Below are 21,139 nucleotides of genomic sequence, written 5' to 3' on the forward strand. Positions count from 1 at the left end.
TTGCTTAATGCTTCAGACTAATCCCCGGTAACCATAGGGCCACCACCTCGGGGTGCGCGACCGCCTTTACCGCCTCGGCCGCCTGGGCCACGGCCTTCAGCGCCGCCTGCGCCCATCTGCATGTCACGCATCATAGCCATGGCTTCCGGCGGGCTGATATAGCAGTCACCGTCATTATCCGCATTCAGGAACTGGCTGTGGGGGACGGCCACCAGTTCTTCCAGTTCCACGGCGGCTGTGCCGTTTGTATCCACGCGCAGGAAATCGAAGAACATGAAACTTTTGTCTTCGAATTTCGCGTGGCGATACTCACCTGAGACCAGCTTGCCGTCTTTGTTTTCGTCCAGCACGCGGAACAGGCGGCTGCGCTGGACATTGATGTCTTCGCAGGTGGCTTCGCCGTCCCCGTTATAGTCCCAGCGTTCAACATACTGGCGGTAAACTTGTTGCACCCGTTCTGCATGTGCTTCTGGGTTCATGTCCATCTGCGGCGGGCCGCCGCGACCACGGTCCGGCCCGCTCGCGCAGGCACCGAGGCCAAAGGCAGCTCCAAAGATGATGAAGTGAATGGGGCGTACGCGCATTGTTTTCCTCCAACTGATTGTGACCGGGCAGGGCCGGTATTCGATGGTGGTACGGGCTGCGCGCGCTAACCCTTCGGAATCCTGACGATTTTTAATGTGCGCAATATCGTTACAAAAACTTCTGTGTCCTGACACAAATCTTTCGTTGACTTTGGCGCCTATATCGCTAGTTTCCGGCCTTGGTAGTTCCCCCAACTGGGAACCAGCTGTCTGTGAGGTCGGCATAAACCCTTGGGACACGCCTCCCCAACGAGGCGCTTACTATCTGGAAGGATAGCGATATGACAAAGCCTATCACGGCACCCGCACGCCCGGAGTTTAGCTCTGGCCCATGTGCAAAGCGTCCAGGTTGGAGCGTGGACGCGCTTAATGACGCCCTCACAGGGCGGTCTCACCGGTCTAAGCCTGGCAAGGCCAAGCTGAAATACGCCATCGATAAAACTCGTGAAGTTCTGGGTGTACCTGCGGACTACCGCATCGGTATTGTGCCCGGTTCAGACACCGGCGCCGTTGAAATGGCGCTCTGGTCGCTTCTGGGTGCGCGCGGCGTTGATATGCTTGCCTGGGAAAGCTTTGGCTCTGGCTGGGTAACAGATGTTGCCAAACAGCTGAAACTTGAAAAAGTACGCCTGTTTGATGCGGATTACGGCAACTTGCCGGATCTGGACGCGGTCGATTTCGACAATGACGTCGTCTTCACCTGGAACGGCACCACGTCTGGCGTGAAAGTGCCGAACGGTGACTGGATCGACGCCGACCGCAAGGGCCTGACTATCTGCGACGCCACTTCGGCCGCTTTCGCGATGGACCTGCCTTTCGACAAACTCGATGTTGTAACCTACAGCTGGCAGAAAGTGCTGGGCGGCGAAGCAGCCCACGGCGTGATCATCCTCAGCCCGCGTGCTGTTGAGCGCCTTGAAAGCTACACCCCTGCATGGCCGCTGCCGAAAATCTTCCGCCTGACCAAAGGTGGCAAGCTGATCGAAGGCATCTTCGTGGGTGAAACCATCAACACCCCATCCATGATCTGTGTTGAAGACTATATCGACGCGCTTGAGTGGGCCGATGGCCTTGGTGGCCTGAAGGGCCTGATCGCCAAGTCCGAAGCCAACCTGAAGGTTCTGGAGGACTGGGCAGAGCAAACCGAATGGGTTGATTTCCTGGCGGCTGACAAAGCCACCCGGTCCAACACCAGTGTGTGTCTGAAGGTTGTGGACCCATGGTTCCGGGGCCTGGATGCAGAAGCGCAGGCGGCTGTGCCGAAGAAGCTGGCCTCCATTCTGGACGCTGAAGGCGTGGCCTATGACATCGGTGCCTACCGCGATGCCCCTCCGGGCCTTCGCATCTGGACCGGCGCGACTGTTGAAGCCGCAGACCTTAAGGCCCTGACCGCGTGGCTCGATTGGGCCTACGCGGAAGCCAAAGCAGCGCATTCGTAAAAGATTTGTATCCGGGGCCCGGCAAGCGCCGTGCGGCCCCGGCTGTTTCCCAACAGAGAAAAGACATCAGAGAAGGACCAATCATGCCTAAGGTGCTGATTTCCGATAAAATGAGCCCACTTGCCGAACAGACTTTCAAAGATCGCGGCGTGGACGTTGATTATAAGCCCGGCCTGGATAAGGACGAGCTTCTGAAAATTATTGGTGACTATGATGGCCTGGCCATCCGGTCTTCGACCAAAGTTACCCCGAAAATCCTTGAAGCCGCCAAGAACCTGAAGGTTGTTGGCCGCGCCGGTATCGGTGTGGATAATGTGGACGTGCCAGCGGCCACCAACGCCGGTGTGGTGGTGATGAACACGCCCTTCGGCAACTCCATCACGACAGCTGAGCATGCGATCGCCATGATGATGGCGCTGGTGCGCCAGATCCCGCAGGCCAATGCATCCACGCATGCCGGCAAGTGGGAAAAGTCCAAATTCATGGGCATGGAAATCACCGGCAAGACGCTTGGCCTGATCGGTTGCGGCAACATCGGTTCCGTGGTGGCAGAGCGTGCACTGGGCCTGAAGATGAAGGTTGTTGCCTATGATCCGTTCCTGGCGCCCGAGCGCGCGGCGGACCTGGGCATCGCCAAGGTTGAGCTGGATGACGTGTTCGCCAAAGCGGACGTGATCACGCTTCACACCCCGCTGACTGACCAGACGCGCGGCGTTGTGGGTGCTGAGGCCTTCAAGAAAATGAAGGACGGTGTTCGCATCGTGAACTGTGCCCGTGGTGGCCTGATCGACGAAGCAGCGCTTCTCGATGCGCTCAACAGCGGCAAGGTGGCTGGTGCCGCCCTCGACGTATTCGAGGTTGAGCCTGCAACCGACAACCCGCTGTTCGGCCATGACAATGTCATCTGTACGCCGCACCTTGGCGCAAGCACGACCGAAGCACAGGTCAATGTGGCCCTGCAGGTTGCCGAACAGATGTCCGATTACCTGCTGACCGGCGGTGTCACCAACGCCCTCAATATGCCGTCGCTTTCCGCTGAGGAAGCACCGAAGCTGAAGCCCTATATGGCGCTTGCTGAACAGATCGGTGGTTTCGCTGGCCAGCTGACAGAACATGGCCTGAAGCGTATCATGGTAGAATATGAGGGCGCAGTTGCCGAGCTGAATACCAAGCCACTGACGGCTGTTGTGCTTGAAGGCCTACTGTCGCCGCTGATGTCCAGCGTTAACATGGTCAACGCGCCTGTGATCGCGAAAGAACGCAATATCCAGGTAACGGAAGTGAAGCATGACCGTGAAGGCGACTATCACACGCTGATCAAGCTGACGGTTGAAACCGAAAAGCAGACCCGGACCGTGACCGGCACGCTGTTCGCCAACCACGCACCGCGGATTGTGGAAGTCAACGGCGTGCGCCTTGAAGCTGAGGTCGAGCCAAACATGCTCTATGTCATCAACGATGACAAACCTGGCTTCATCGGTGCGCTGGGGTCGCTTCTGGGTTACAACGGTGTGAACATCGCAACCTTTGCGCTGGGCCGTAAGATCGAGGGCGAAGAGGCCGTGTGTCTGGTGTCGGTTGACCAGCCGGTTCAGGATATTGTTCTTGACCAGGTGACCGCGCTCGCGCATGTACGGCAGGCAAAACGTCTGACGTTCTAAAATTAACGAGAGGGGCCACGTTTAGTGGTCAATTGACACGTGAATGGTCCAATGAAACAGATGGCGGGTGGTGCATACGCCCGTCAGGCACTTTTGCCGGAAGGCTTTCGTGATCAACTGGCACCCAAGGCTGAACAAGAAGCAGCTTTGGTGCGCGGTCTGGTGGATACATTCCTGTCGCATGGATACGACCGTGTGGCCCCGCCTCTTGTCGAATATGAAGACAGCCTGCTGGTTGGTGCCGGGAAAACCCGCGCCAAGCAGATGTTCCGCCTGATGGACCCGGATACCCAGCGCATGATGGCAGTGCGGGCCGACATGACCATGCAGATGGCACGGCTTGCCAGCACGCGACTTGCGGACGCGCCGCGCCCGCTCAGGCTTGCCTACACAGGGAATGTGCTCCGGACCAAGGGCAGTCAGCTTCGCCCCACCCGCCAGTTTGTGCAGGCGGGCGTTGAGCTGGTGGGCAGCCCCAGCCTCGAGGCTGAGCTTGAAGTGATCGCCGTGGCCGTTGAAGCGCTTGCAGCTGTCGGCATTGGTGAGCTGTCGCTGGACCTGACGGTTGCGCCCCTTGTTGCCATGATGTGTGACCAGCATAAGCTTGCGGGTGACGTGCGGGAAGGCGTGATGGCAGCCCTTGAAGCCAAGGATATCGGTGGCCTCGCGGTACTGCCTGATGCAAGCCGGGCTGCGTTTGAGAAACTGCTGCAGGCCGCGGGCCCAGCCAAGCAGGCGAATGAAATGCTTTCTGGACTGGAGCTCAAGGGCGGCGCCGGCAAGCTTGTTGCCCGCCTCAGCCGCCTGACTGAAATGGTCGCTGACCGGTTGCCAGACCTGTCGCTGACAATCGACCCGTGCGAAAGCCATGGGTTCGAATATAAAAGCGGAATCGGATTCGCGCTCTTTGCCAAGGGTGGCGAGGGCGAGCTGGGCCGCGGTGGGCGCTACATGGTGACCCATCCTGACGGCCATGAAGAGGAAGCAACAGGATTTTCTGTCTATCTGGATAGCCTGATGAAGGCGCTGCCAGCAGCTGAAAAGACCGATCATGTTTTCCTGCCTTTTGGCACAAAATCCAGTGATGGCAATAAGTTGCGCGTCGAGGGCTGGCGTACGGTACAGGGCCTTGATGCGGGCGCTGACCCGCTTGTGGAAGCAAAGCGCCTTGGCTGCAGCCATATCTTGCTTGATGAACGGGTTCGACCCGTATAAAAGCTCTGTTTTTAAGAGACCAGTAAAGGGGATTTCGCATGGGCAACGTTGTTGTCGTCGGTAGCCAATGGGGCGATGAAGGCAAAGGCAAGATTGTCGATTGGCTTTCAGAACGCGCTGATGTGGTGGTGCGCTTCCAGGGCGGGCATAATGCCGGCCATACGCTCGTAATCGACGGAAACGTCTACAAGCTGTCCCTGCTGCCATCCGGCATTGTCCGCGGCGGCAAAACCAGCGTTATCGGTAACGGTGTGGTTGTTGATCCTTGGGCGCTCCTCAAGGAAATGGAAACACTGCGCGGGCAGGGCGTTGATATCACGCCTGAATCGCTGCAGATTGCAGCCAATGCTACCATGATCATGCCGTACCACCGCGAGTTGGATGCCATCCGTGAAGACGCCACCAAAGGTGTCAAGATCGGCACTACGCGCCGCGGCATCGGCCCAGCCTATGAGGACAAGGTTGGTCGCCGTGCGATCCGTGTGTGCGACCTTCAGTCCCGTGCGATGGTTGAAGCCCGCCTTGAAGTCGCTCTCACGCACCATAATGCTGTTCGTCGCGGTCTTGGCCACGAAGAAATCGACAGCAAGGAAATGGCTGACGAGCTGATGGCAATGGCGTCTGAAATTCTGCCGTACGTGACCAATGTCTGGCGCACGCTTGATGACGCCGACAAGGCGGGCAAGAAGGTGTTGTTTGAGGGCGCGCAGGGCACGCTTCTGGACGTTGACCACGGTACTTACCCATTTGTGACGTCATCCAACACGATTGCAGGCCAGGCAGCTGGCGGCTCCGGCATGGGCCCATCGTCACTTGGCTACGTGCTGGGGATTACCAAAGCCTATACGACACGTGTTGGCTCCGGCCCGTTCCCAACAGAACAGGAAAACGAGATTGGCCAGTATCTGGGCGAAAAGGGCCATGAGTTTGGTACTGTAACCGGTCGGTCCCGTCGTTGTGGCTGGTTTGATGCAGTATTGGTGCGCCAGAGCCTGACGATTGGCGGTGTCACGGGTATCGCCCTGACCAAGTTGGACGTTCTGGACGGTATGGACGAACTGAAGGTCTGTGTCGGCTACAAGCACAAAGGCGAAGTGATCGACTATCTGCCATACGGTATGGAAGATCAGGCCGACGTTGAGCCGGTTTACGAGACGCTTGAAGGCTGGAGAGACAGCACGTTCGGCGCGCGCAGCTGGGCCGACCTCCCTGCGACAGCAGTGAAATATATCCGTCGTATTGAAGAATTGATCGGTGTGCCAGTGGCACTCCTGTCTACCAGCCCTGAGCGCGACGATACAATTCTGGTGCGGGATCCTTTCCTGGACTAATGCGATTGCAATAATCAGCGCTTAAGCAAAAAAGACACAAAACGCCGCTAACTCCCCGGAGCAGCGGCGTTTTTTTTGTGAATATGTTGCATCTTTGAGCAATATGATTTTAATTTGTTAACTGTATTCCTGCATAAGGGGTACAGGAATTGATTGTGGCGCTGCCAAGGGGCACGGGAGCGCCGCTGTTTGCGTGCTAAGGGGAATTTGGCTTGAGCGGTGATAGTGCACCAGTTCCGAGCGGTCAGAGCGCTTTCGGTGACCGGTACGACGTCAAGACGTCGGCACCGTTGCCGGAGTTCACCACCTGTGGCGGCGATGCCTTCATGGCTGTCGACAAGGAACGCCCTGGCAAAGACATATATGCATTGGTACAGCACCCCACCATTCCGGTCCGGAATGAAGTTTACAAAAGCCTGAAAAGCCGCCCCGTTGCGAATGTGGTAAACCCCATCGACCGGGGCTTGATGAATCTGGACCTGAAAGGCCAGAAACAGCGGCTGGTCACCATTTTTGAACGACCGACAGGCGGCGCCCTGTTTGGGCCGGACGGCAAAGTACATCCGCGGGTTAACACAAATAAGCTCAGGCAAAGTATTGTTTTGTCTGCCTTGAAGGCAATCGCGGCAGTTCACAAACGCGGTTTCACGCACCGCAGTATCATGCCGACAAATCTTTTTTTCGCGGCCCCAGATGGCGATGAGGTCTGCATCGGCGAATGCTACAGCGCGCCGCCGGGCTACAAGCATCCCTTTGCCCTTGAGCCGCTAAAGCTTGCGCTTGCGGATGAAACAGCCCGCGGTGAAGGGGACATCGAAAGCGATTTCTATCAGCTGGGTGCCTGCCTCCAGAGCCTTTATTTCGGTGAAGCCCTGTGGCGCGGCAAGGACCGCGACAGTTTGCTGATGGCACGGGTGAACCAGAGCTCCTTCTGGGCCCTGAGTGGAGGGCGTGAAATTCCCGGGGCGCTCGGCAACCTCATCCGAGGCCTGATGGCAGATGACGAGGACGAGCGCTGGGGCGCCGAAGATATCCTTGATTGGTTCGAGGGGGTGGGCAAACCAAAGCGCACCAGTATGAAGGCGTGGTCCATGAACCGGCCGACCAGCTTCAAGGGTGTTGCTTATGTGGACCGTCGCCTGCTGGCCGATGCATTTGCCCGCGATCCGCGGGAAGCCGCGAATTTCCTGAAGGGAATCGACTTTCCTGCCTGGGTTCAGCTTTCGTTCCGCGATGAAATTCTGACCGAGCGGCTTGAAGCCACACTGAATGTCGTGCCTGGCGGTGGCCTTGGCGGCACGCGGCCCGACGACTATAAAATGGTGTCCCGCGTCTGCATGTTCCTGCACCCAACGGGACCGGTTCATTTCAAAGGCCACTCCTTCTTCCTGGATGGCTTGCCGTCGGCACTGGCCGATGCATTTTCGCGCGATGACCGTGACCTGATCGGTGTCATTCTGGATCTGTTTGATGAACGCTTCCTCAATGCCCTTGCTGAGGTCTGCGCCGAACGAAACGATAGGTTCATGACCCAGGTTCGTGGCCTCCGCCCCATCATGATCCACGGCAGCAGCAAATCGCTTGGGCGTGGCATGGAGCGGGTGCTCTATGCCATGAACCCGATCCTGCCCTGCGTCAGTCAACGTTTCAGCAATGTCTGGATCGGGTCCATCAAACAGATGATGCGCGCGCTTGATCGAATGGCGGCGGTCGGGCCACTGAAGAATGTGCTGCTGGATCGCCATATCGCTGCCTTTTGTACCGCCCATGGCAGTGATCTTGAGCGCGATTTCAACAAGATTGCCGCCGCACAGAATGACCCGGTGCGCCTGAACAGCCTGAGCGCTGAGTTTTTCGGTATGCTGCAGCGCCGGTTTAAGCTTGAGCCGCTCCATAACCTGACCGAGAAGCTGGTCGATGGATTGTCAAACACCGTGAAGGCGCTGAAGAACAAGAAGCGCCGGGAGCGCGTGACAGCCTTGCTTGAAAAAGTGAAGAAAGGCGGTGATGTTCATAAGCTGACAACAGAACTGAACATGTCTCGTATCCAGGTCGAGGATTCAAGGGAGTTTGCCCAAGCCCGTAACGCGTTGATGAAACTGGACCGGGAAAAGGCCAAGCTGGGGCGTAAAATACTGCCAACAGATTTAGACGCGCGGACCAAGGGGCTGCGGGGCAGTAGGCTGGTCGCGTTTGTCGTCATGTTACTTGTTGGGTTTATGGCGTTTTTCCCTGCATAAGGGGTGAGCGCACAGGGGCCTTTGGAAAGAAGAATGGCAAAAAAGAAGAAGCAAGCTACACCGATGCGGATGCGCCGCAAGATCAACAAACGCCAGGAAATGAGTGCGTTTGGGCCGCTTCTTGTCGCCGGCTTGATTGGCCTTGGCATCGCCAGCCTCAACGCGGTCGGTGTTGCCATCGTGGGGTTGGCGCCGACGATTGTTCTCAGCCTCACTGCCAAAGGTATTAATAAGGCTGAGCGCGTTCAGTGCGTGGGGTTCATGAATATCGCTGGCGTTCTACCGTTTATCGCAATGGTTATGGACCAACCGCGGGAACTGATGTTTATCCTGTTCAACCCAATTAACCTGGCTACCATGTATGGTGCGGCGGCAGTCGGTTATGCCCTTGTCCACGTGGGCCCTATGCTTGCGGCCATCGTGCTGCAAAGCCTGGCGCAGGAGCGCATTAAAACGCTGAACCAGCAGCGACAGGCCCTGATCGAACAGTGGGGGGCAGATGTGATCGGAGACAAGGACGGTCCCGAAGAAGAGCCTGGCTGGGCACAAGGTCGGCGTCCAAGCGCCTGACCCTTAATGCTGTTGTTTGCCGGGATTGCCCAGGCCAGCTTCTGATGCCGCAAGCCGCATCGCCTTCTGGACTTTTTCAAAAGCACGCACTTCAATCTGGCGTACCCGTTCACGGCTGACGCCGTATTCCTGGCTGAGTTCTTCCAGGGTTTTCGGCGGCTCCGCCAAACGGCGTTCCTGGAAAATATGGCGCTCACGGTCGTTAAGGTCACCCATGGCATCCGACAGAAGGTCCAGGCGCTGGTCCCGTTCTTCCTTGTCTGCCACCAGAGTTTCCTGGTCCGGGTTTTCGTCAACCAGCCAATCCTGCCATTCGCCTTCCGCGTCCGCACGCAGGGGCGCATTCAACGAGTGGTCCATGGCGGCCAGGCGACGGTTCATATTGACCACATCGTCTTCCGGCACATCCAGCTTTTTGGCGATCTTGGCAACATGTTCGGGTGTCAGGTCGCCTTCTTCAACCGCGGCGATCTGGCCTTTCATGCGGCGCAAGTTGAAGAACAGCTTTTTCTGCGCAGCGGTGGTGCCGATTTTCACCAGCGACCAGCTTCTGAGGATATATTCCTGGATTGCGGCCCTGATCCACCACATGGCGTAGGTGGCAAGGCGGAAACCTTTTTCCGGGTCGAAGCGTTTGACCGCCTGCATCATACCCACATTGCCCTCAGAGATCAGATCAGCCACGGGCAGACCATAGCCGCGGTAGCCCATAGCAATCTTGGCAACCAGACGCAGGTGGCTGGTGACAAGCTTATGGGCTGCGTCCCGGTCCTCGTGTTCGGTCCAGGCCTTGGCCAGCATATATTCCTCTTCCTGCGCGAGCATCGGGAATTTCCGGATGTCCTGCAGGTATTGGCTGAGGCTGCCTTCAGGCGACAACGTTGGTAAGTTGCTTGGAGTCGACATATTCCTATCCCTAACCGCTTTATTGTTTGCCGCTTAGTTTACTGCGGCTTTCTATTCTTCGTCAAACACGCAAAAAGAGGCACTTACACCCGGTAGGGTGCCAGTGTCTCCAAAAGCTCTTTCATATCATATGGTAAGTCGCTCTCGAATTTAAAGGTTTCGCCGCTGATGGGGTGGCGAAAACCCAGAACCCGGGCATGAAGTGCCTGGCGTTTGAAGGATTGGAGCGCTGCGCGGGCCGCACCTTTTATGCTGCCAGGCACTGCAGACCGGGCATAAACCGGGTCGCCGACCAGTGGGTGGCCGATGTGGGCCATGTGAACGCGCACCTGATGGGTGCGACCTGTCTCCAGCTGGCATTCGATGAGGCTGGCGATAGCATTGCCATTTTGCGCGAAGTGAGTTTGCGAGCGGTAGTGCGTTGCCGCCCATTTGCCGCCATGGTCTGTAACGGCCATGCGCTTCCGGTCCACCGGATGGCGCGCGATATTGCCTTCAATCCGGCCACTGGGCGGCACGGGGTGGCCCTTGCACACGGCGGAATACAGGCGTTCAATGGAATGGTCCGCGAACTGCTCGGCAAGGCCATTGTGGGCCTTGTCATGCTTGGCCACAATCAGGAGCCCACTGGTGTCCTTGTCAATCCGGTGCACGATGCCCGGGCGCTTGACGCCGCCGATGCCGCTCAAAGATCCGTGGCAGTGATGCAGCAACGCATTCACAAGCGTGCCGGACGGGCTGCCAGCCGCCGGGTGCACCACCATGCCAGGCGCCTTGTTGACCACAATCAGGTGTTCGTCTTCAAACACGATATCAAGCGGGATGTCCTCGGCCTGTGGTTCAGGGTCCTCTGGCTCGGGCACATTGATATGGTATTCTTCGCCAGCCTTGACTTTGCGCGACGCGCTGATTTTACCGCCCGCTTGCTGCTCAAGCACCTGGCCATCATCAATCAGTGCCTTGAGGCGCGAGCGCGAAAAGTCTGGCATTGCGTCGGCAAGCACTTTATCAAGGCGGCTGCCGGCAAGCTCTGGCTCGATATGAATTTTGAATGTGTCGCTCATGGAGACATCTTATGATGCCACAAGACGAAAAAGTCACGCCCCAGAATGAAGGCGCTGCCGTTTCCGGCGGTGACGACGAGGCAGTGCCCAGCCATACCGGTATGAAGGTGCTGGTGATCGGGCTGGGGATCGCCATCCTCGCGATGGTGGGGTTGATGGTCTACAAGATCTCCGAACGTGCGGCACAAAGCCTGATGGGTGAGGGTGACACCGAGGCCGTGGCCACGGCGCCTGTTATGGCACCGGCTCAATCTTATGGTGACTTTCAGATCGAACGGCCAGCGGGCGCCACGCTGATGTCCGTGACCGGCCAGGGCGCTGAATTGGTGTTCCATTTCCGGTCGAATGCCGGCGATACCATCATCACACTCAACCGCGTGACGGGTGAACAGGCCAAAGTGGACGTTCCGCTGGTATGGCAGGACAAGTAAACGTCCGGCTGAGCGCCACCCTTCTTGAAATGCTGGAGCGCACGGCCTGGCAGGCGGAGCCGCATGAGGCTTGCGCCTTGTTGCTGGGCGAGGTCGGGGGTAGTGAAGTCAGGCTTACCCAGGCCGTTGTCACCGACAATGTTACCGAAGGTAACCCCGAAACCAGCTTCGAGATTGACCCTGGCATGCATATCCTGATGCAGAAAGCAGCACGGGCTGGTGGGCCCCAGATTGTGGGTGTCTGGCACAGCCATCCGAATGGGGTGGCGAGGCCGTCGGACACGGACAGGGCACAGTCTGTCGAACCCGGTTGGGTTTGGCTTATTTCCGGTGTCAGGGACGGTATGTGTGAGCACGGCGCCTTCCGGGCAGGAACAGGCGATCCGCACCAGCTTGATGAGTGCATGCTCAAAGTCTCGTCAGACTAGCGAAAAAGCGCCACAAAGCGTTTGAAAAGCCCCGTCGCAGACCTATAGTCAATCAGACGCCTGAATGTACCGCTGTTTGGGAAGGCAGCGGCGTTTTGTTTTCGATTATGGGGAGAAGTGCCTGTGCTGGGACAGATGCAAGACTGGCCTTTGCTGGTATCCAAGTTTCTTGAGCATGCCGAAGTAAACCATCCACGCCGCGAAATTGTCGGCCTTCTGCCGGAAGGCGGGAAGTTTGAATATACCTATGCCGACTGTGCTGTACGTGCCAAGAAGTGTGCGCAGGCGCTTGGACGCCTGGGAGTGGAAATGGGCGACCGGGTGGCGACGCTTGCCTGGAACAGCCACCGACATATGGAAATCTGGTATGGTGCGTCCGGCATGGGCGCTGTAACGCACACGGTGAACCCGCGCCTGTTCCCCGAACAGCTGATCTACATCATGAATCACGCGGAAGACAAAGTGTTGATGCTGGACATCACCTTCGTGCCGCTGATCGAAGCCATTCAGGATCATCTGAAAACGATTGAGCATTATGTGATCATGGTCGGGCCTGAGCATATGCCCGAGACCAAGCTCCCGAATGTGCTGTCGTACGAAGAGCTATTGGATGCTGAAGACGGTAATTACAGCTGGCCGACATTTGATGAGAACACAGCCTGCGGCCTTTGTTACACGTCCGGAACAACCGGCAACCCGAAAGGGGTTCTCTACAGCCACCGGTCAAACTTCCTGCACACGCTGCTGGCAATCTCCGGTGACACGCTGGGCATCACGTCGCTGTCGACCATTCTTCCGGTTGTGCCTATGTTCCATGCCAACAGCTGGGGTATTCCGTATGCTGCGGCGGCCACGGGCGCCAAGATTGCCTTCAATGGCCCGCACCATGAACCGGATGTGCTTCATAAACTGATTATTGACGAAGACGTCACAGTGACAGCGGCTGTGCCGACTGTCTGGTCCGGCATGCTGAAGTATCTTGAGGCAACCGGCAAGGACATGGGTAAGCTGACGATCGTGACCATTGGTGGATCGGCAGTGCCCAGGAGCATGATCCAGACCTTCCAGGAAAAATACGGTGTCCGGGTGAACCATGCCTGGGGCATGACGGAAACAAGCCCGCTTGGCAGCCTTGGCAGCGAGAATGCGGCTGTGGCAAACCTGCCCGCCGAAGAAAAACTGGATGTGCAGACCAAACAGGGCCGCTCGGTCCTGGGTGTTGAGATGTGCATCAAGGACGACGACGGCAACATCCTGCCGCGCGACGGAGAGACCTCAGGCCGGGTGATGGTACGTGGCCCGTGGGTGATCGACACCTATTATAAGGGCGACAGCGGCAAGATCCTCGATGACGACAACTGGTTCGACACCGGCGATATCGCCTGTATCGACGAATATGGTTATATGCAGATCACAGACCGCGCCAAAGACGTGATCAAGTCTGGTGGCGAATGGATCAGCTCGATTGACCTTGAAAATGAGGCTGTCGCGCACCCGGATGTGGTGGAAGCTGCAGTGATTGGTGTGCATCACCCTAAATGGGATGAACGCCCATTGATGATTATCGTGCCGGAAGCGGGCAAGACTGTCTCGACCGAAGAGATGAATGCCTTCCTTGAGACCCGGGTGGTCAAATGGTGGCTACCGGATGACGTGGTGATGGTGAGCGAGATTCCGCACACCGCCACAGGAAAGATTTCGAAGAAAGACCTCAGAGATCAGTTCAAGGACTATAAATTCCCGGGCACCTGATGGATTTGGGAAAGACCAAAAAGGAAGCCGCGGTGTTTTGCACTGCGGCTTTTCTTTTGGCGTGGTGCCTATTCGGGCTTTTTGCCGCCCATCCAGTAGATCAGCTTCTTGGCGGGCCAGATCCACAGCAGACCGGCGATCAGGTAATAGACTGTCTGGATCGCGACCGACCATTCCGCCATCATGCCGCCAATAGCAGCCGCCAGGAAGGCATAAGCCATCAGGCCGAAAATCAGGGCAAGCATCCCGATCGCGCTGCGGGAGGATGGTTTTTCGTCGGTCATGTCTGTCTACTTTCTTGCGCTGTGGTTGGCCCAGTTGCGGCCCTATAAAAGCACGGCCAGGAAGGTGTGGGACGCTGCCTGACCGCTGCCGCGACCTCTTCTCTACATGGAATAGACTGCAATTAGCAATCAGTAGATGCCTGATCTATGGCCCACATGTGAAGCTTTCATGCCTGAACATTCCCGGTTTCAAAGCTGAGACAGGTCGGCATAGACGAGATAATCGCTAATTTCTCCATCCTTCAGCGTCAAGACTGTCGCGAATGTGGCTGAGTGCGCACTGCCATCCAGCCTGACGTAGTCAACCGTGCCATTGCATATGATGTCGTCACCATGAGGCCAGATATTGTCGATGGTATGGGCCATGCTGCCAATGCTGCAGAAAAAAGCGTGATTAGCGTCCAGAACTGCCTTTTTCCCTTTCACGGGATCATGGTTGCCGATACGGAAGCGCACATCTTCCGCCAGGAAGGGGGCAAGCTGGGCTGTATCCATACCGTCAACCGCATTCTTGTAGAGGTCTGTTATAAAGTTTGTGCTGTTCATTGCGGTTATCCTTAAATTGCTGTGCTGACGCGGGTGATCCCTGATGTTTCCCCGCCATACATGTTTTTTTCTTCCGGCTTTTGGCTCAGATATTCGATAAATTCGAACTCAAAGCCGGCCGGATCGATGAAATAGATAGTTTTCCTGAAGGGGTGATCGGCGCCAATGGTCGCTATTTCGTATCCCTTGGCTTGGAGCCGGTTTGCGACGGCTTCCATATCATCAACGATAAACCCGATATGGGCGAGACCTGGCAGATGCCCTTTGAGGTCGCGGTTGCTGCCGGTACCCCCATTGTTCAACGTGATGTAATGGTCATCGGTACCAACGTGCAGCCACTTTCGTTTTGTGCCGTACCAGTCGCCTTCGCCTGTTCCGCGCACCCGCCAGTCTGGAAACGCAGTCAGGATAAAATCCAATGTCGCGTCGAGGTCTTTGACAACCAGATTCACATGTTCCAATCGAGCCATTGTCTGCTCTCCTTCTGTAATGACTGTACCCAGACAATCTATTGCGTTTCTAAATTGGTGATAATATGGTTGTTTTGAAAAATATTGTTAACTTATAGGAAACAGTTGGGCGTCATGCAGGATATTTCCGCAATTCCAGTTTTCACCTGTGTGGTTGAAGAGGGCAGCTTCTCGAAGGCGGCCGGAAAGCTTGGCATTACCAAGTCGGCGGTGAGCAAGAGGATAAGTGGGCTGGAAGGTCAGCTGGGCGTTAAATTGCTGCAGCGGTCGACGCGCAAATTAAGCCTGACCGAAGCGGGTGCACGCTATCTTGAACATGCGGTGCAGGCATTGAATGCCGCGCAGGATGCCCAGAATGCGGCGATGGAATTGCAGGCGACGCCGCAAGGGACGCTGCGCCTCAGCGTACCAATGTCATTTGGGCGCCTTCACATTGCGCCGATCATCCCACAATTCTTAAAGCAGTATCCGAATGTTAAAATTCATATGGATATGAGCGACCAGACCCGTGATGTCATTGCGGAGGGCTTCGATGTTGCATTAAGCGCAGGCGACCTGCCGGATTCGTCGCTGATCGCCCGGAAGCTGGCGCCGCTCCACAGCGTTCTTTGCGCATCTGAGGATTATATCGCAAGGCACGGTATGCCAAAATCGCCACAGGACCTGATACAGCATAATTGCATCCTGTTTACGTATCATACAGGGGTACCTGAGTGGGTGTTTATCAGGAACGGTGAGGAAGACCGCGTTCGGATAGAAGGCAATTACCAGGTGAACAACAGCGAAGCTTTGCACGAGGCATTGCTGCAGGGCCTGGGGATTGGACGCTTGCCGACTTTTGTTGCCGGGCCGGATATTCAATCAGGGAAACTGGTGCCCATATTGTCTGATTATGAAATGCCGCATAAGGCGATATATGCGGTTTTCCCGGAGAAGCGCTATCTGCCTGAAAAGGTACGTGTCTTTATCGATTTCATGGTCACTAACCTGGGCGGCAATATACCGCATTGGGACCGCTGGAGGCATGGAGATGAGACATGAGCGGCTGTTCTATGCAACAGTTTAAAGCGTCGCCAATTTCTCCGCCGCCAAGGCAATGATACGCCGGGTTTCCGCCCATAGCGGCAGCGCAAGGGCTTCCTCAAGAGGGAAAAAGCGTGCATCGACCGCATCAGTGCCAGCAACCGGATGACGATCGGTGGTCAGGGCAAGATAATCGATCAAGGTATAGTGAAATTCGAGCGATCCATCAGGCGCCCGGTCAATATAGTCGACAACGTCTAACAGGCAGGTTGGCTGGATCGTAAGGCCTGTTTCCTCGAACACTTCGCGCGCAGCGGCCTCAAACGCTGTCTCCCCCAATAGCTGAGCACCACCAGGCAGGCTCCACTCATTCTCCTTGGGGGGCTTGCCGCGCTTGATCAGAAGAACATTGTTGCCGTTCATCACCACGGCACCAACGCCCACGACCGGACGCGTCGGATTTTGCCGGTGATCCGGCTTTTCACTTGCCTCTGTCATAAGCATGCTATTTCTTTGCACATAAGCCCCACAATGGGAGTGGACGACAAAAGAGGCAAGGGTTTATGTGTGGACGTTATTTGATGACATCGCCAAAGGATGCAATGAAGGCATTGTTTGGCGTGCGCGCAGATGCACACATACCGCCGCGATACAATATTTCCCCCGGTCAACCGGTGCTGATTGTCCGCAATAACGAGAGCGGTTTGGCTGAGCTTGCCGCAGTCGAGTGGGGGTTGGTGCCAGAGTGGAAAAAGGAACTGGGTGCCAAGCCGCTGATCAACGCACGCATGGAAACCGTGGCTGAGAAGCCTTCTTTCCGGTCTCCGATGAAGCGGACACGCTGCCTGGTGCCTTTTGATGGCTGGTATGAATGGAAAACAGTGAATGGACGCAAGCAGCCTTTCCTGATCACCCCCGTCGGCGGTGGCCTGCAGGCCTTTGCGGGCATCTGGACCACCTGGCATGGCCCGGCAGGCGAACATTGGCTGGAAACCATGGCGATCCTGACGGGGCCGACCAACGGGCCGATGCGCAGCCTGCATAGCCGGATGCCGCTTGTTGTAAAGCGGGAGCAGTATGGGGCTTGGCTCACACCCCACGACCCGCTACCCCGCGGCTTCCTGGAAAGTTTTGATTTTATGCCAGAGACTGCATTCGAGTGGCGCGCAGTTAACAGCCGTCTCAATGATGTGCGGTTTGATGCGCCGGAATGCCTGGAGCCGCCAGAGCAAGAACGCCAACACACTTTGTTTTAAGGAAAGCAGACACGAATGACTGACCTGAATGATCGCCAAAGCCCTGTTTTCCTTGAAAAAGTTGGTCCCATCGGTCGCCTGGTGCTGAACAGGCCGGAGAAGCGCAATGCCATGTCGGAAGCCATGTGGGCATCAATCCCAGGCGCTGTGGCGCGGCTTGATGCGGACCCGGACGTGCGCGTCATCATTGTCTGTTCGTCTACGGAAAAAGCATTCTCCGCTGGGGCAGACATTGCAGAGCTGGAACAGATTGCGACGTCGCCGGATCGGCAGGAAAGTAACAGGCTGGCTATTCGGGAAGCCCAGCGGACGCTGGCACGGGCGAAGAAGCCAACCATCGCCCAGGTGGCAGGGGCCTGCATGGGCGGCGGCTGTGGCCTTGCCATTCACTGCGACATGCGCTTTGCAGCCAATACAGCACGGTTTGCAATCACGCCGGCCAAGCTGGGTCTGATCTATCCCCTCAATGACACCAAGCAGTTGATGGACCTTGTGGGGCCAGCGAAGGCCAAAAGCATGCTGTTTACCGGCCGGGTGGTGGACGCCGATGAAGCACTGCGTATTGGCCTGGTGGATGAGCTGTTTTCCCTAGGTGAATTGGCGGAAAGGACCCAGGCATTTGCGCAGCAAATCGCCCAGGTGTCACAATATTCGGTGCGCGGCATTAAACAGACCATTCGCCTGATCCTTGACGGCCAGCATGATGATGACGACCAGACAGCGCAAATGTTCAAGGATGCCCACACAGCCGAGGACGCGACTGAGGGTGTCAGGGCGTTTCTTGAGAAGCGTAGCCCTGCCTTCCGCTGGAACGGGGGCAGTGAGGCCTAGTTGGGGCGGAGGTCGCGAAAATCCGGTACCTGATAGAGTGCCGCCACATGCAGTGCTGATGTCAGGTACACCACGAACCCGGACACGATCAGGCCCATGCGGGGTTCAAACGATTCCGGCACCAGGCTTATGGCCAGGCTGCCGATGACCAGATAAAACACCGCAGCAATCAGAAATAGCAGCCCCAAGGAGGCGGCAATGGGCACCATGAAAAGACGGGCTCGCATAAAAGCGGACGGCAGTGTTTCACGCCGGTCACGGGCTTCAGCGGCGATCGCCAGGTGGGCGGTGCCTGTCAGGACAATTGACATCCAGATCACCACGCCGCCGCCAACCATGGCGAGGGCGTTGGCCAGTGGACCCAAAGCTAACGCGAGCCCTGCTGTAAGCGACAGGACAAAGAGGCCGACAAGAATGGTGATGCCGTTCACTGCGACCATATGGAGGAACGACCGAAGGCCCCGTATCAAAAAGGCCTTCAATCCACCTGCTGACGGCACTAATTGCCCCGGGGCAGAGGCCCTGGCAAACGGCACCAGCAAGAATGTGGATACGGCTGTGGCGGCCAGATGGCCAAGAAGTAAGATGGAGGCCCCATCATTGAAGGCGGCGGCAAATTCGGCGCTCTTTTCGTCTGGTGTGCCGGTTTCCTGCTGAATTTCGATCAGCCCTTCAAGCACTGCAACGGCTGGGGCATAGACAATGCTGCTGCCAATGCCGGCCAACAGGCCTAAAAGCACCAGCAGCTCAAAGCGGGCTTTTGCGGCTTGAATGGCGGCCTTTATAAGGCCCGCAATTGTCGGTGTCTGGAACTGCATTGGGTTTGCTCCGATCACGCTCAACCTAAGGGAAGGGGATTGTTTTGAAAAGGAAATTCACCGTTCTTTGATAGCACGGCCAGTTGAAGCCAAAAGCTTTCGGTTTATTATCACCGTCAAGATCACATCGGGAGAATATCATGTTTGAGGGTCAAACCATTTGGATTACTGGCGGATCGTCAGGAATTGGCGAAGCCTTGGCACACCAGTTTGCCAAAGAAGGCGCGAAGCTCATCCTGTCTGCCCGCCGCGCAGAGGAACTGGAGCGTGTCCGGGAGGCCTGTGTCAGCGAGGGGGCAGACAAGGGTAACATTCTCGTCCTTCCCCTGGACGTCACGGATGAAGCAGCGCTTGAAGGAAAGGTTGCCGAGGCCAAGGCCTTCACCGGCCGGATCGACATGTTGATCAACAATGCGGGCATTTCGCAGCGGTCCCTGTGCGTGGACACGGAAATGGCAACCTACCGTAGGCTTTTCGAAGTCGACGTGTTCGGCCAGATCGCCCTCACCAAACTTGTTTTGCCGATCATGCGGGCTCAAAAAAGTGGCCATCTGGCGGTCACAGCGTCGGTGGCTGGCAAGATCGGTGTATCCCAGCGGACGGGCTATTGCGCTGCCAAACACGCGATGATGGGCTTTTTTGACGCCCTTCGGGCTGAAGTGGCGAAAGACGGCATTCATGTCACCACCATCACGCCTGGCTTCATACGCACCAATATCGCCAAGAATGCCCTCAAAGGCGATGGCTCCGAATTTGCCAAGGTAGACAAGAATATCGCCGGCGGCATGGATGTGGACGCATGCGCGCGGGTCATCATGCAAGGGTTCAAGAAGGGCAAAAAAGAGATTCCGGTGGGCGAGGGCAGCGAAATGAAAGCCCTGTGGGTGAAGCGCTTTTTCCCCAATATGCTGTTCAGGATGGTTGAAAGAATGAGCTGAAGATTGGCCTGAAGATTGGCCTGAAGATGGTCAGGGAGCATCAGTGCACGGATTTACATCTGCGGCACCTGTCTCCCGACCATCCTCCAGGAGGATTCTCAGGCGTCCAGATACTCATCGCTACCTGGCCGTGGCCTTGACGGCATGAAGCGGTCCCACCAACGCGTTTCAGGTTCGGGCCGTGGCCTTGGCGCTGGCTTTTCAAACGTCACCAGTGGCTTACCGCGTCCCAAGTCCAGGAATTCCAGATTGGAAACTTTCTGGTGATCCAGCATCAGGCGGTCATTGATCCGGCCATACCGTGGTTGCTTCAGATAGACCGAGCAGCCGATAATAAAGGTTGGCGTACCGTCATCGTCGGCCAGCGGCAGATAAAGTGATTCCACTTCAGCACTGTCGCCGGTCCTGCGCCTGACGGTTTCCTGCATCTGTACGCCGCTGGGCTGGTCCAGAATGGCTTCATACAGGCGGGCTGTATTTTCCCGCATGTTCGGTGTTGTCAGGTCAAACGCGTTTATGCCTGCCATTGGTGCCTGCCAGAGGGCATCCTGCGACGTGCCAATCATGGACACCTGCACGTCATAACGGTCTATGCGTTTCATCAGCGAGATGCGTGGCAGCAGCTCGTGTAAATCTGTTGGATGCAGCACACATTTTCTGGGCATGGCCGCGCCTGCTTCGCGCGGTAAAGTGTGCCAATACTCAAGTAAACGCCCCAAAACACCGGAAACGGGCATACACGCCTCCTCTTCCCTCAATTGGAACCCCTTTGGTCGGGAAATCATGAGGCGCGTTTGCTACTGTTTCAAGACAAGGCTGCTGACCTATTGTTGGCCTGTTTTTTGCCGCGCTTCAAATGCCTGAATCTGCTCGGTGATTCCCTTCGCCAGGTCATTCGGCAGTGGGAAGGTCAGGTGGTACTGTGAAATCTTCCAGCCGTCATTTGTGCGAATCAGCACGCCGGTGCCCCGGCTGGTGCCATACTTGGTGTTATCCAGAAGCTCATCGAACCAGGCGGTGTTGCCGTCCGGTGTGAAATTGACGTGTCGCTCGCGCACCGTGTAGGTCCAGCCCTTGGTTGGCAGGGCATAAGCCTGAAAAGTGGGCTTGTCCCAACGCTCTGACGCATCGGTACCCAGGAAGGTGGAATCCTCGGTCAGCAGCGCGAAATAGGTATCCCAATCGGCATCAGATGCAGCGCCATGAAAGGTATCAAGCGTGCGGTTCACCCCTGCCAGGTCCTCATCACCGGCTTGGGCGGGCATCATAAACCCGAAGATCAGGATAAAATATACAATCATTGTGCGCATGGTATATCTCCGAAAATAGGTGCGGCGCCGACAGCCGTCAGC

The 21,139-nt window shown here is 56.7% G+C and carries 23 protein-coding genes; 13 read left to right on the plus strand and 10 right to left on the minus strand.

Annotated elements, in window-relative coordinates; genetic code table 11:
* Nucleotides 1-17: 17 nt before the first annotated feature.
* On the minus strand, nt 18-584 hold the full coding sequence (locus KORLAC_RS07295) for an EF-hand domain-containing protein (RefSeq protein ID WP_068304960.1): 567 nt from the start codon (nt 582-584) through the stop codon (nt 18-20).
* Nucleotides 585-865: 281 nt separating this feature from the next.
* On the opposite strand from KORLAC_RS07295, the gene KORLAC_RS07300 reads away from it, so the two are divergent.
* The 6 genes from KORLAC_RS07300 (at nt 866) to KORLAC_RS07325 (ending at nt 9,040) form a co-directional block, all read left to right on the plus strand.
* Nucleotides 866-2,023, plus strand: a complete 1,158-nt coding sequence (locus tag KORLAC_RS07300) for a phosphoserine transaminase (protein WP_068304963.1) — start codon at nt 866-868, stop codon at nt 2,021-2,023.
* A gap of 83 nt (nt 2,024-2,106) precedes the next feature.
* Nucleotides 2,107-3,684, plus strand: a complete 1,578-nt coding sequence (gene serA, locus KORLAC_RS07305; protein WP_068304964.1) for a phosphoglycerate dehydrogenase — start codon at nt 2,107-2,109, stop codon at nt 3,682-3,684.
* A gap of 51 nt (nt 3,685-3,735) precedes the next feature.
* Nucleotides 3,736-4,899 (plus strand): ATP phosphoribosyltransferase regulatory subunit, encoded by a 1,164-nt coding sequence (locus tag KORLAC_RS07310; RefSeq protein WP_068304966.1) that lies wholly within the window; start codon nt 3,736-3,738, stop codon nt 4,897-4,899.
* Between the two features lie 38 nt (nt 4,900-4,937).
* Nucleotides 4,938-6,230 carry an adenylosuccinate synthase gene (locus KORLAC_RS07315; protein WP_068304967.1) on the plus strand — a complete coding sequence of 431 codons (1,293 nt, stop codon included), beginning with the start codon at nt 4,938-4,940 and terminating at the stop codon, nt 6,228-6,230.
* A gap of 212 nt (nt 6,231-6,442) precedes the next feature.
* Nucleotides 6,443-8,470 carry a protein kinase family protein gene (locus KORLAC_RS07320; RefSeq protein WP_068304969.1) on the plus strand — a complete coding sequence of 676 codons (2,028 nt, stop codon included), beginning with the start codon at nt 6,443-6,445 and terminating at the stop codon, nt 8,468-8,470.
* A gap of 33 nt (nt 8,471-8,503) precedes the next feature.
* Nucleotides 8,504-9,040, plus strand: a complete 537-nt coding sequence (locus KORLAC_RS07325; RefSeq protein ID WP_068304972.1) for a hypothetical protein — start codon at nt 8,504-8,506, stop codon at nt 9,038-9,040.
* A gap of 3 nt (nt 9,041-9,043) precedes the next feature.
* Here KORLAC_RS07325 and rpoH read toward each other — a convergent pair whose 3' ends face one another.
* Nucleotides 9,044-9,946 (minus strand): RNA polymerase sigma factor RpoH, encoded by a 903-nt coding sequence (gene rpoH / locus KORLAC_RS07330; protein ID WP_068304974.1) that lies wholly within the window; start codon nt 9,944-9,946, stop codon nt 9,044-9,046.
* 83 nt (nt 9,947-10,029) lie between these two features.
* On the minus strand, nt 10,030-11,010 hold the full coding sequence (locus tag KORLAC_RS07335) for an RluA family pseudouridine synthase (RefSeq protein ID WP_068304976.1): 981 nt from the start codon (nt 11,008-11,010) through the stop codon (nt 10,030-10,032).
* An 11-nt stretch (nt 11,011-11,021) separates the two neighbouring features.
* Here KORLAC_RS07335 and KORLAC_RS07340 point away from each other — a divergent pair, with 11 nt between their 5' ends.
* From KORLAC_RS07340 to KORLAC_RS07350, 3 genes are all read left to right on the plus strand, one after another.
* Nucleotides 11,022-11,441 (plus strand): hypothetical protein, encoded by a 420-nt coding sequence (locus KORLAC_RS07340; protein WP_068304978.1) that lies wholly within the window; start codon nt 11,022-11,024, stop codon nt 11,439-11,441.
* Nucleotides 11,426-11,869, plus strand: coding sequence for a M67 family metallopeptidase (locus KORLAC_RS07345; RefSeq protein WP_068304980.1), 444 nt, complete (start codon nt 11,426-11,428; stop codon nt 11,867-11,869). The genes KORLAC_RS07340 and KORLAC_RS07345 overlap by 16 nt, the downstream gene beginning before the upstream one ends.
* A 123-nt stretch (nt 11,870-11,992) precedes the next feature.
* Nucleotides 11,993-13,621 carry a long-chain-fatty-acid--CoA ligase gene (locus KORLAC_RS07350; RefSeq protein ID WP_068304982.1) on the plus strand — a complete coding sequence of 543 codons (1,629 nt, stop codon included), beginning with the start codon at nt 11,993-11,995 and terminating at the stop codon, nt 13,619-13,621.
* Between the two features lie 68 nt (nt 13,622-13,689).
* On the opposite strand, the gene KORLAC_RS07355 is transcribed toward KORLAC_RS07350, so the two are convergent.
* The 3 genes from KORLAC_RS07355 to KORLAC_RS07365 all read right to left on the minus strand — a co-directional run bounded on the left by KORLAC_RS07355 (nt 13,690) and on the right by KORLAC_RS07365 (nt 14,921).
* On the minus strand, nt 13,690-13,905 hold the full coding sequence (locus tag KORLAC_RS07355) for a DUF2842 domain-containing protein (protein WP_068304984.1): 216 nt from the start codon (nt 13,903-13,905) through the stop codon (nt 13,690-13,692).
* A gap of 189 nt (nt 13,906-14,094) precedes the next feature.
* On the minus strand, nt 14,095-14,451 hold the full coding sequence (locus KORLAC_RS07360; protein ID WP_068304987.1) for a nuclear transport factor 2 family protein: 357 nt from the start codon (nt 14,449-14,451) through the stop codon (nt 14,095-14,097).
* A gap of 11 nt (nt 14,452-14,462) precedes the next feature.
* Entirely contained in the window at nt 14,463-14,921 is a 459-nt protein-coding gene (locus tag KORLAC_RS07365) for a VOC family protein (protein WP_068304989.1), read from the minus strand.
* Between the two features lie 114 nt (nt 14,922-15,035).
* Between KORLAC_RS07365 and KORLAC_RS07370 the strand changes: the two genes are divergently transcribed.
* Nucleotides 15,036-15,962: a LysR family transcriptional regulator gene (locus tag KORLAC_RS07370; RefSeq protein WP_068304991.1), complete on the plus strand. Its 927-nt coding sequence runs from the start codon at nt 15,036-15,038 to the stop codon at nt 15,960-15,962.
* A 21-nt stretch (nt 15,963-15,983) separates the two neighbouring features.
* Here the strand turns inward: KORLAC_RS07370 and KORLAC_RS07375 are convergent, their stop codons facing one another.
* Nucleotides 15,984-16,448 carry an NUDIX hydrolase gene (locus KORLAC_RS07375; RefSeq protein WP_206594876.1) on the minus strand — a complete coding sequence of 155 codons (465 nt, stop codon included), beginning with the start codon at nt 16,446-16,448 and terminating at the stop codon, nt 15,984-15,986.
* Between the two features lie 59 nt (nt 16,449-16,507).
* Between KORLAC_RS07375 and KORLAC_RS07380 the strand changes: the two genes are divergently transcribed.
* Together KORLAC_RS07380 and KORLAC_RS07385 are read left to right on the plus strand one after the other, a co-directional pair.
* Entirely contained in the window at nt 16,508-17,200 is a 693-nt protein-coding gene (locus KORLAC_RS07380; protein ID WP_074519492.1) for an SOS response-associated peptidase, read from the plus strand.
* Between the two features lie 15 nt (nt 17,201-17,215).
* Nucleotides 17,216-18,031, plus strand: coding sequence for an enoyl-CoA hydratase/isomerase family protein (locus KORLAC_RS07385; RefSeq protein WP_068304995.1), 816 nt, complete (start codon nt 17,216-17,218; stop codon nt 18,029-18,031).
* Here the strand turns inward: KORLAC_RS07385 and KORLAC_RS07390 are convergent.
* Entirely contained in the window at nt 18,028-18,849 is an 822-nt protein-coding gene (locus KORLAC_RS07390; RefSeq protein ID WP_068304997.1) for a hypothetical protein, read from the minus strand. The two genes, KORLAC_RS07385 and KORLAC_RS07390, sit on opposite strands and share 4 nt — an antisense overlap.
* 140 nt (nt 18,850-18,989) lie before the next feature.
* Here KORLAC_RS07390 and KORLAC_RS07395 point away from each other — a divergent pair, with 140 nt between their 5' ends.
* Nucleotides 18,990-19,787: an SDR family oxidoreductase gene (locus KORLAC_RS07395; protein ID WP_068304999.1), complete on the plus strand. Its 798-nt coding sequence runs from the start codon at nt 18,990-18,992 to the stop codon at nt 19,785-19,787.
* Nucleotides 19,788-19,885: 98 nt separating this feature from the next.
* Here the strand turns inward: KORLAC_RS07395 and KORLAC_RS07400 are convergent, their stop codons facing one another.
* A complete protein-coding gene (locus KORLAC_RS07400; RefSeq protein WP_082714565.1) occupies nt 19,886-20,572 on the minus strand; it encodes a PAS domain-containing protein in 687 nt (228 codons plus the stop codon).
* 39 nt (nt 20,573-20,611) lie between these two features.
* Entirely contained in the window at nt 20,612-21,097 is a 486-nt protein-coding gene (locus KORLAC_RS07405; protein ID WP_068305003.1) for a nuclear transport factor 2 family protein, read from the minus strand.
* Nucleotides 21,098-21,139: the final 42 nt, after the last annotated feature.

Origin of the sequence: Kordiimonas lacus (genome assembly GCF_001550055.1) — a bacterium.
Classification (GTDB): domain Bacteria; phylum Pseudomonadota; class Alphaproteobacteria; order Sphingomonadales; family Kordiimonadaceae; genus Kordiimonas; species Kordiimonas lacus.

What these genes read in the sequence shown, in the direction of transcription:
- rpoH (WP_068304974.1), bottom strand. Translation starts at nt 9,946, where the DNA reads ATGTCGACTCCAAGCAACTTACCAACGTTGTCGCCTGAAGGCAGCCTC.
- KORLAC_RS07325 (WP_068304972.1), top strand. Translation starts at nt 8,504, where the DNA reads ATGGCAAAAAAGAAGAAGCAAGCTACACCGATGCGGATGCGCCGCAAG.
- KORLAC_RS07380 (WP_074519492.1), top strand. Translation starts at nt 16,508, where the DNA reads ATGTGTGGACGTTATTTGATGACATCGCCAAAGGATGCAATGAAGGCA.
- KORLAC_RS07310 (WP_068304966.1), top strand. Translation starts at nt 3,736, where the DNA reads ATGAAACAGATGGCGGGTGGTGCATACGCCCGTCAGGCACTTTTGCCG.
- KORLAC_RS07370 (WP_068304991.1), top strand. Translation starts at nt 15,036, where the DNA reads ATGCAGGATATTTCCGCAATTCCAGTTTTCACCTGTGTGGTTGAAGAG.
- KORLAC_RS07315 (WP_068304967.1), top strand. Translation starts at nt 4,938, where the DNA reads ATGGGCAACGTTGTTGTCGTCGGTAGCCAATGGGGCGATGAAGGCAAA.
- KORLAC_RS07345 (WP_068304980.1), top strand. Translation starts at nt 11,426, where the DNA reads ATGGCAGGACAAGTAAACGTCCGGCTGAGCGCCACCCTTCTTGAAATG.
- KORLAC_RS07295 (WP_068304960.1), bottom strand. Translation starts at nt 584, where the DNA reads ATGCGCGTACGCCCCATTCACTTCATCATCTTTGGAGCTGCCTTTGGC.
- KORLAC_RS07390 (WP_068304997.1), bottom strand. Translation starts at nt 18,849, where the DNA reads ATGCAGTTCCAGACACCGACAATTGCGGGCCTTATAAAGGCCGCCATT.
- KORLAC_RS07300 (WP_068304963.1), top strand. Translation starts at nt 866, where the DNA reads ATGACAAAGCCTATCACGGCACCCGCACGCCCGGAGTTTAGCTCTGGC.
- KORLAC_RS07335 (WP_068304976.1), bottom strand. Translation starts at nt 11,010, where the DNA reads ATGAGCGACACATTCAAAATTCATATCGAGCCAGAGCTTGCCGGCAGC.
- KORLAC_RS07385 (WP_068304995.1), top strand. Translation starts at nt 17,216, where the DNA reads ATGACTGACCTGAATGATCGCCAAAGCCCTGTTTTCCTTGAAAAAGTT.
- KORLAC_RS07355 (WP_068304984.1), bottom strand. Translation starts at nt 13,905, where the DNA reads ATGACCGACGAAAAACCATCCTCCCGCAGCGCGATCGGGATGCTTGCC.
- KORLAC_RS07360 (WP_068304987.1), bottom strand. Translation starts at nt 14,451, where the DNA reads ATGAACAGCACAAACTTTATAACAGACCTCTACAAGAATGCGGTTGAC.
- KORLAC_RS07375 (WP_206594876.1), bottom strand. Translation starts at nt 16,448, where the DNA reads ATGCTTATGACAGAGGCAAGTGAAAAGCCGGATCACCGGCAAAATCCG.
- KORLAC_RS07405 (WP_068305003.1), bottom strand. Translation starts at nt 21,097, where the DNA reads ATGCGCACAATGATTGTATATTTTATCCTGATCTTCGGGTTTATGATG.
- serA (WP_068304964.1), top strand. Translation starts at nt 2,107, where the DNA reads ATGCCTAAGGTGCTGATTTCCGATAAAATGAGCCCACTTGCCGAACAG.
- KORLAC_RS07340 (WP_068304978.1), top strand. Translation starts at nt 11,022, where the DNA reads ATGATGCCACAAGACGAAAAAGTCACGCCCCAGAATGAAGGCGCTGCC.
- KORLAC_RS07395 (WP_068304999.1), top strand. Translation starts at nt 18,990, where the DNA reads ATGTTTGAGGGTCAAACCATTTGGATTACTGGCGGATCGTCAGGAATT.
- KORLAC_RS07400 (WP_082714565.1), bottom strand. Translation starts at nt 20,572, where the DNA reads ATGATTTCCCGACCAAAGGGGTTCCAATTGAGGGAAGAGGAGGCGTGT.
- KORLAC_RS07365 (WP_068304989.1), bottom strand. Translation starts at nt 14,921, where the DNA reads ATGGCTCGATTGGAACATGTGAATCTGGTTGTCAAAGACCTCGACGCG.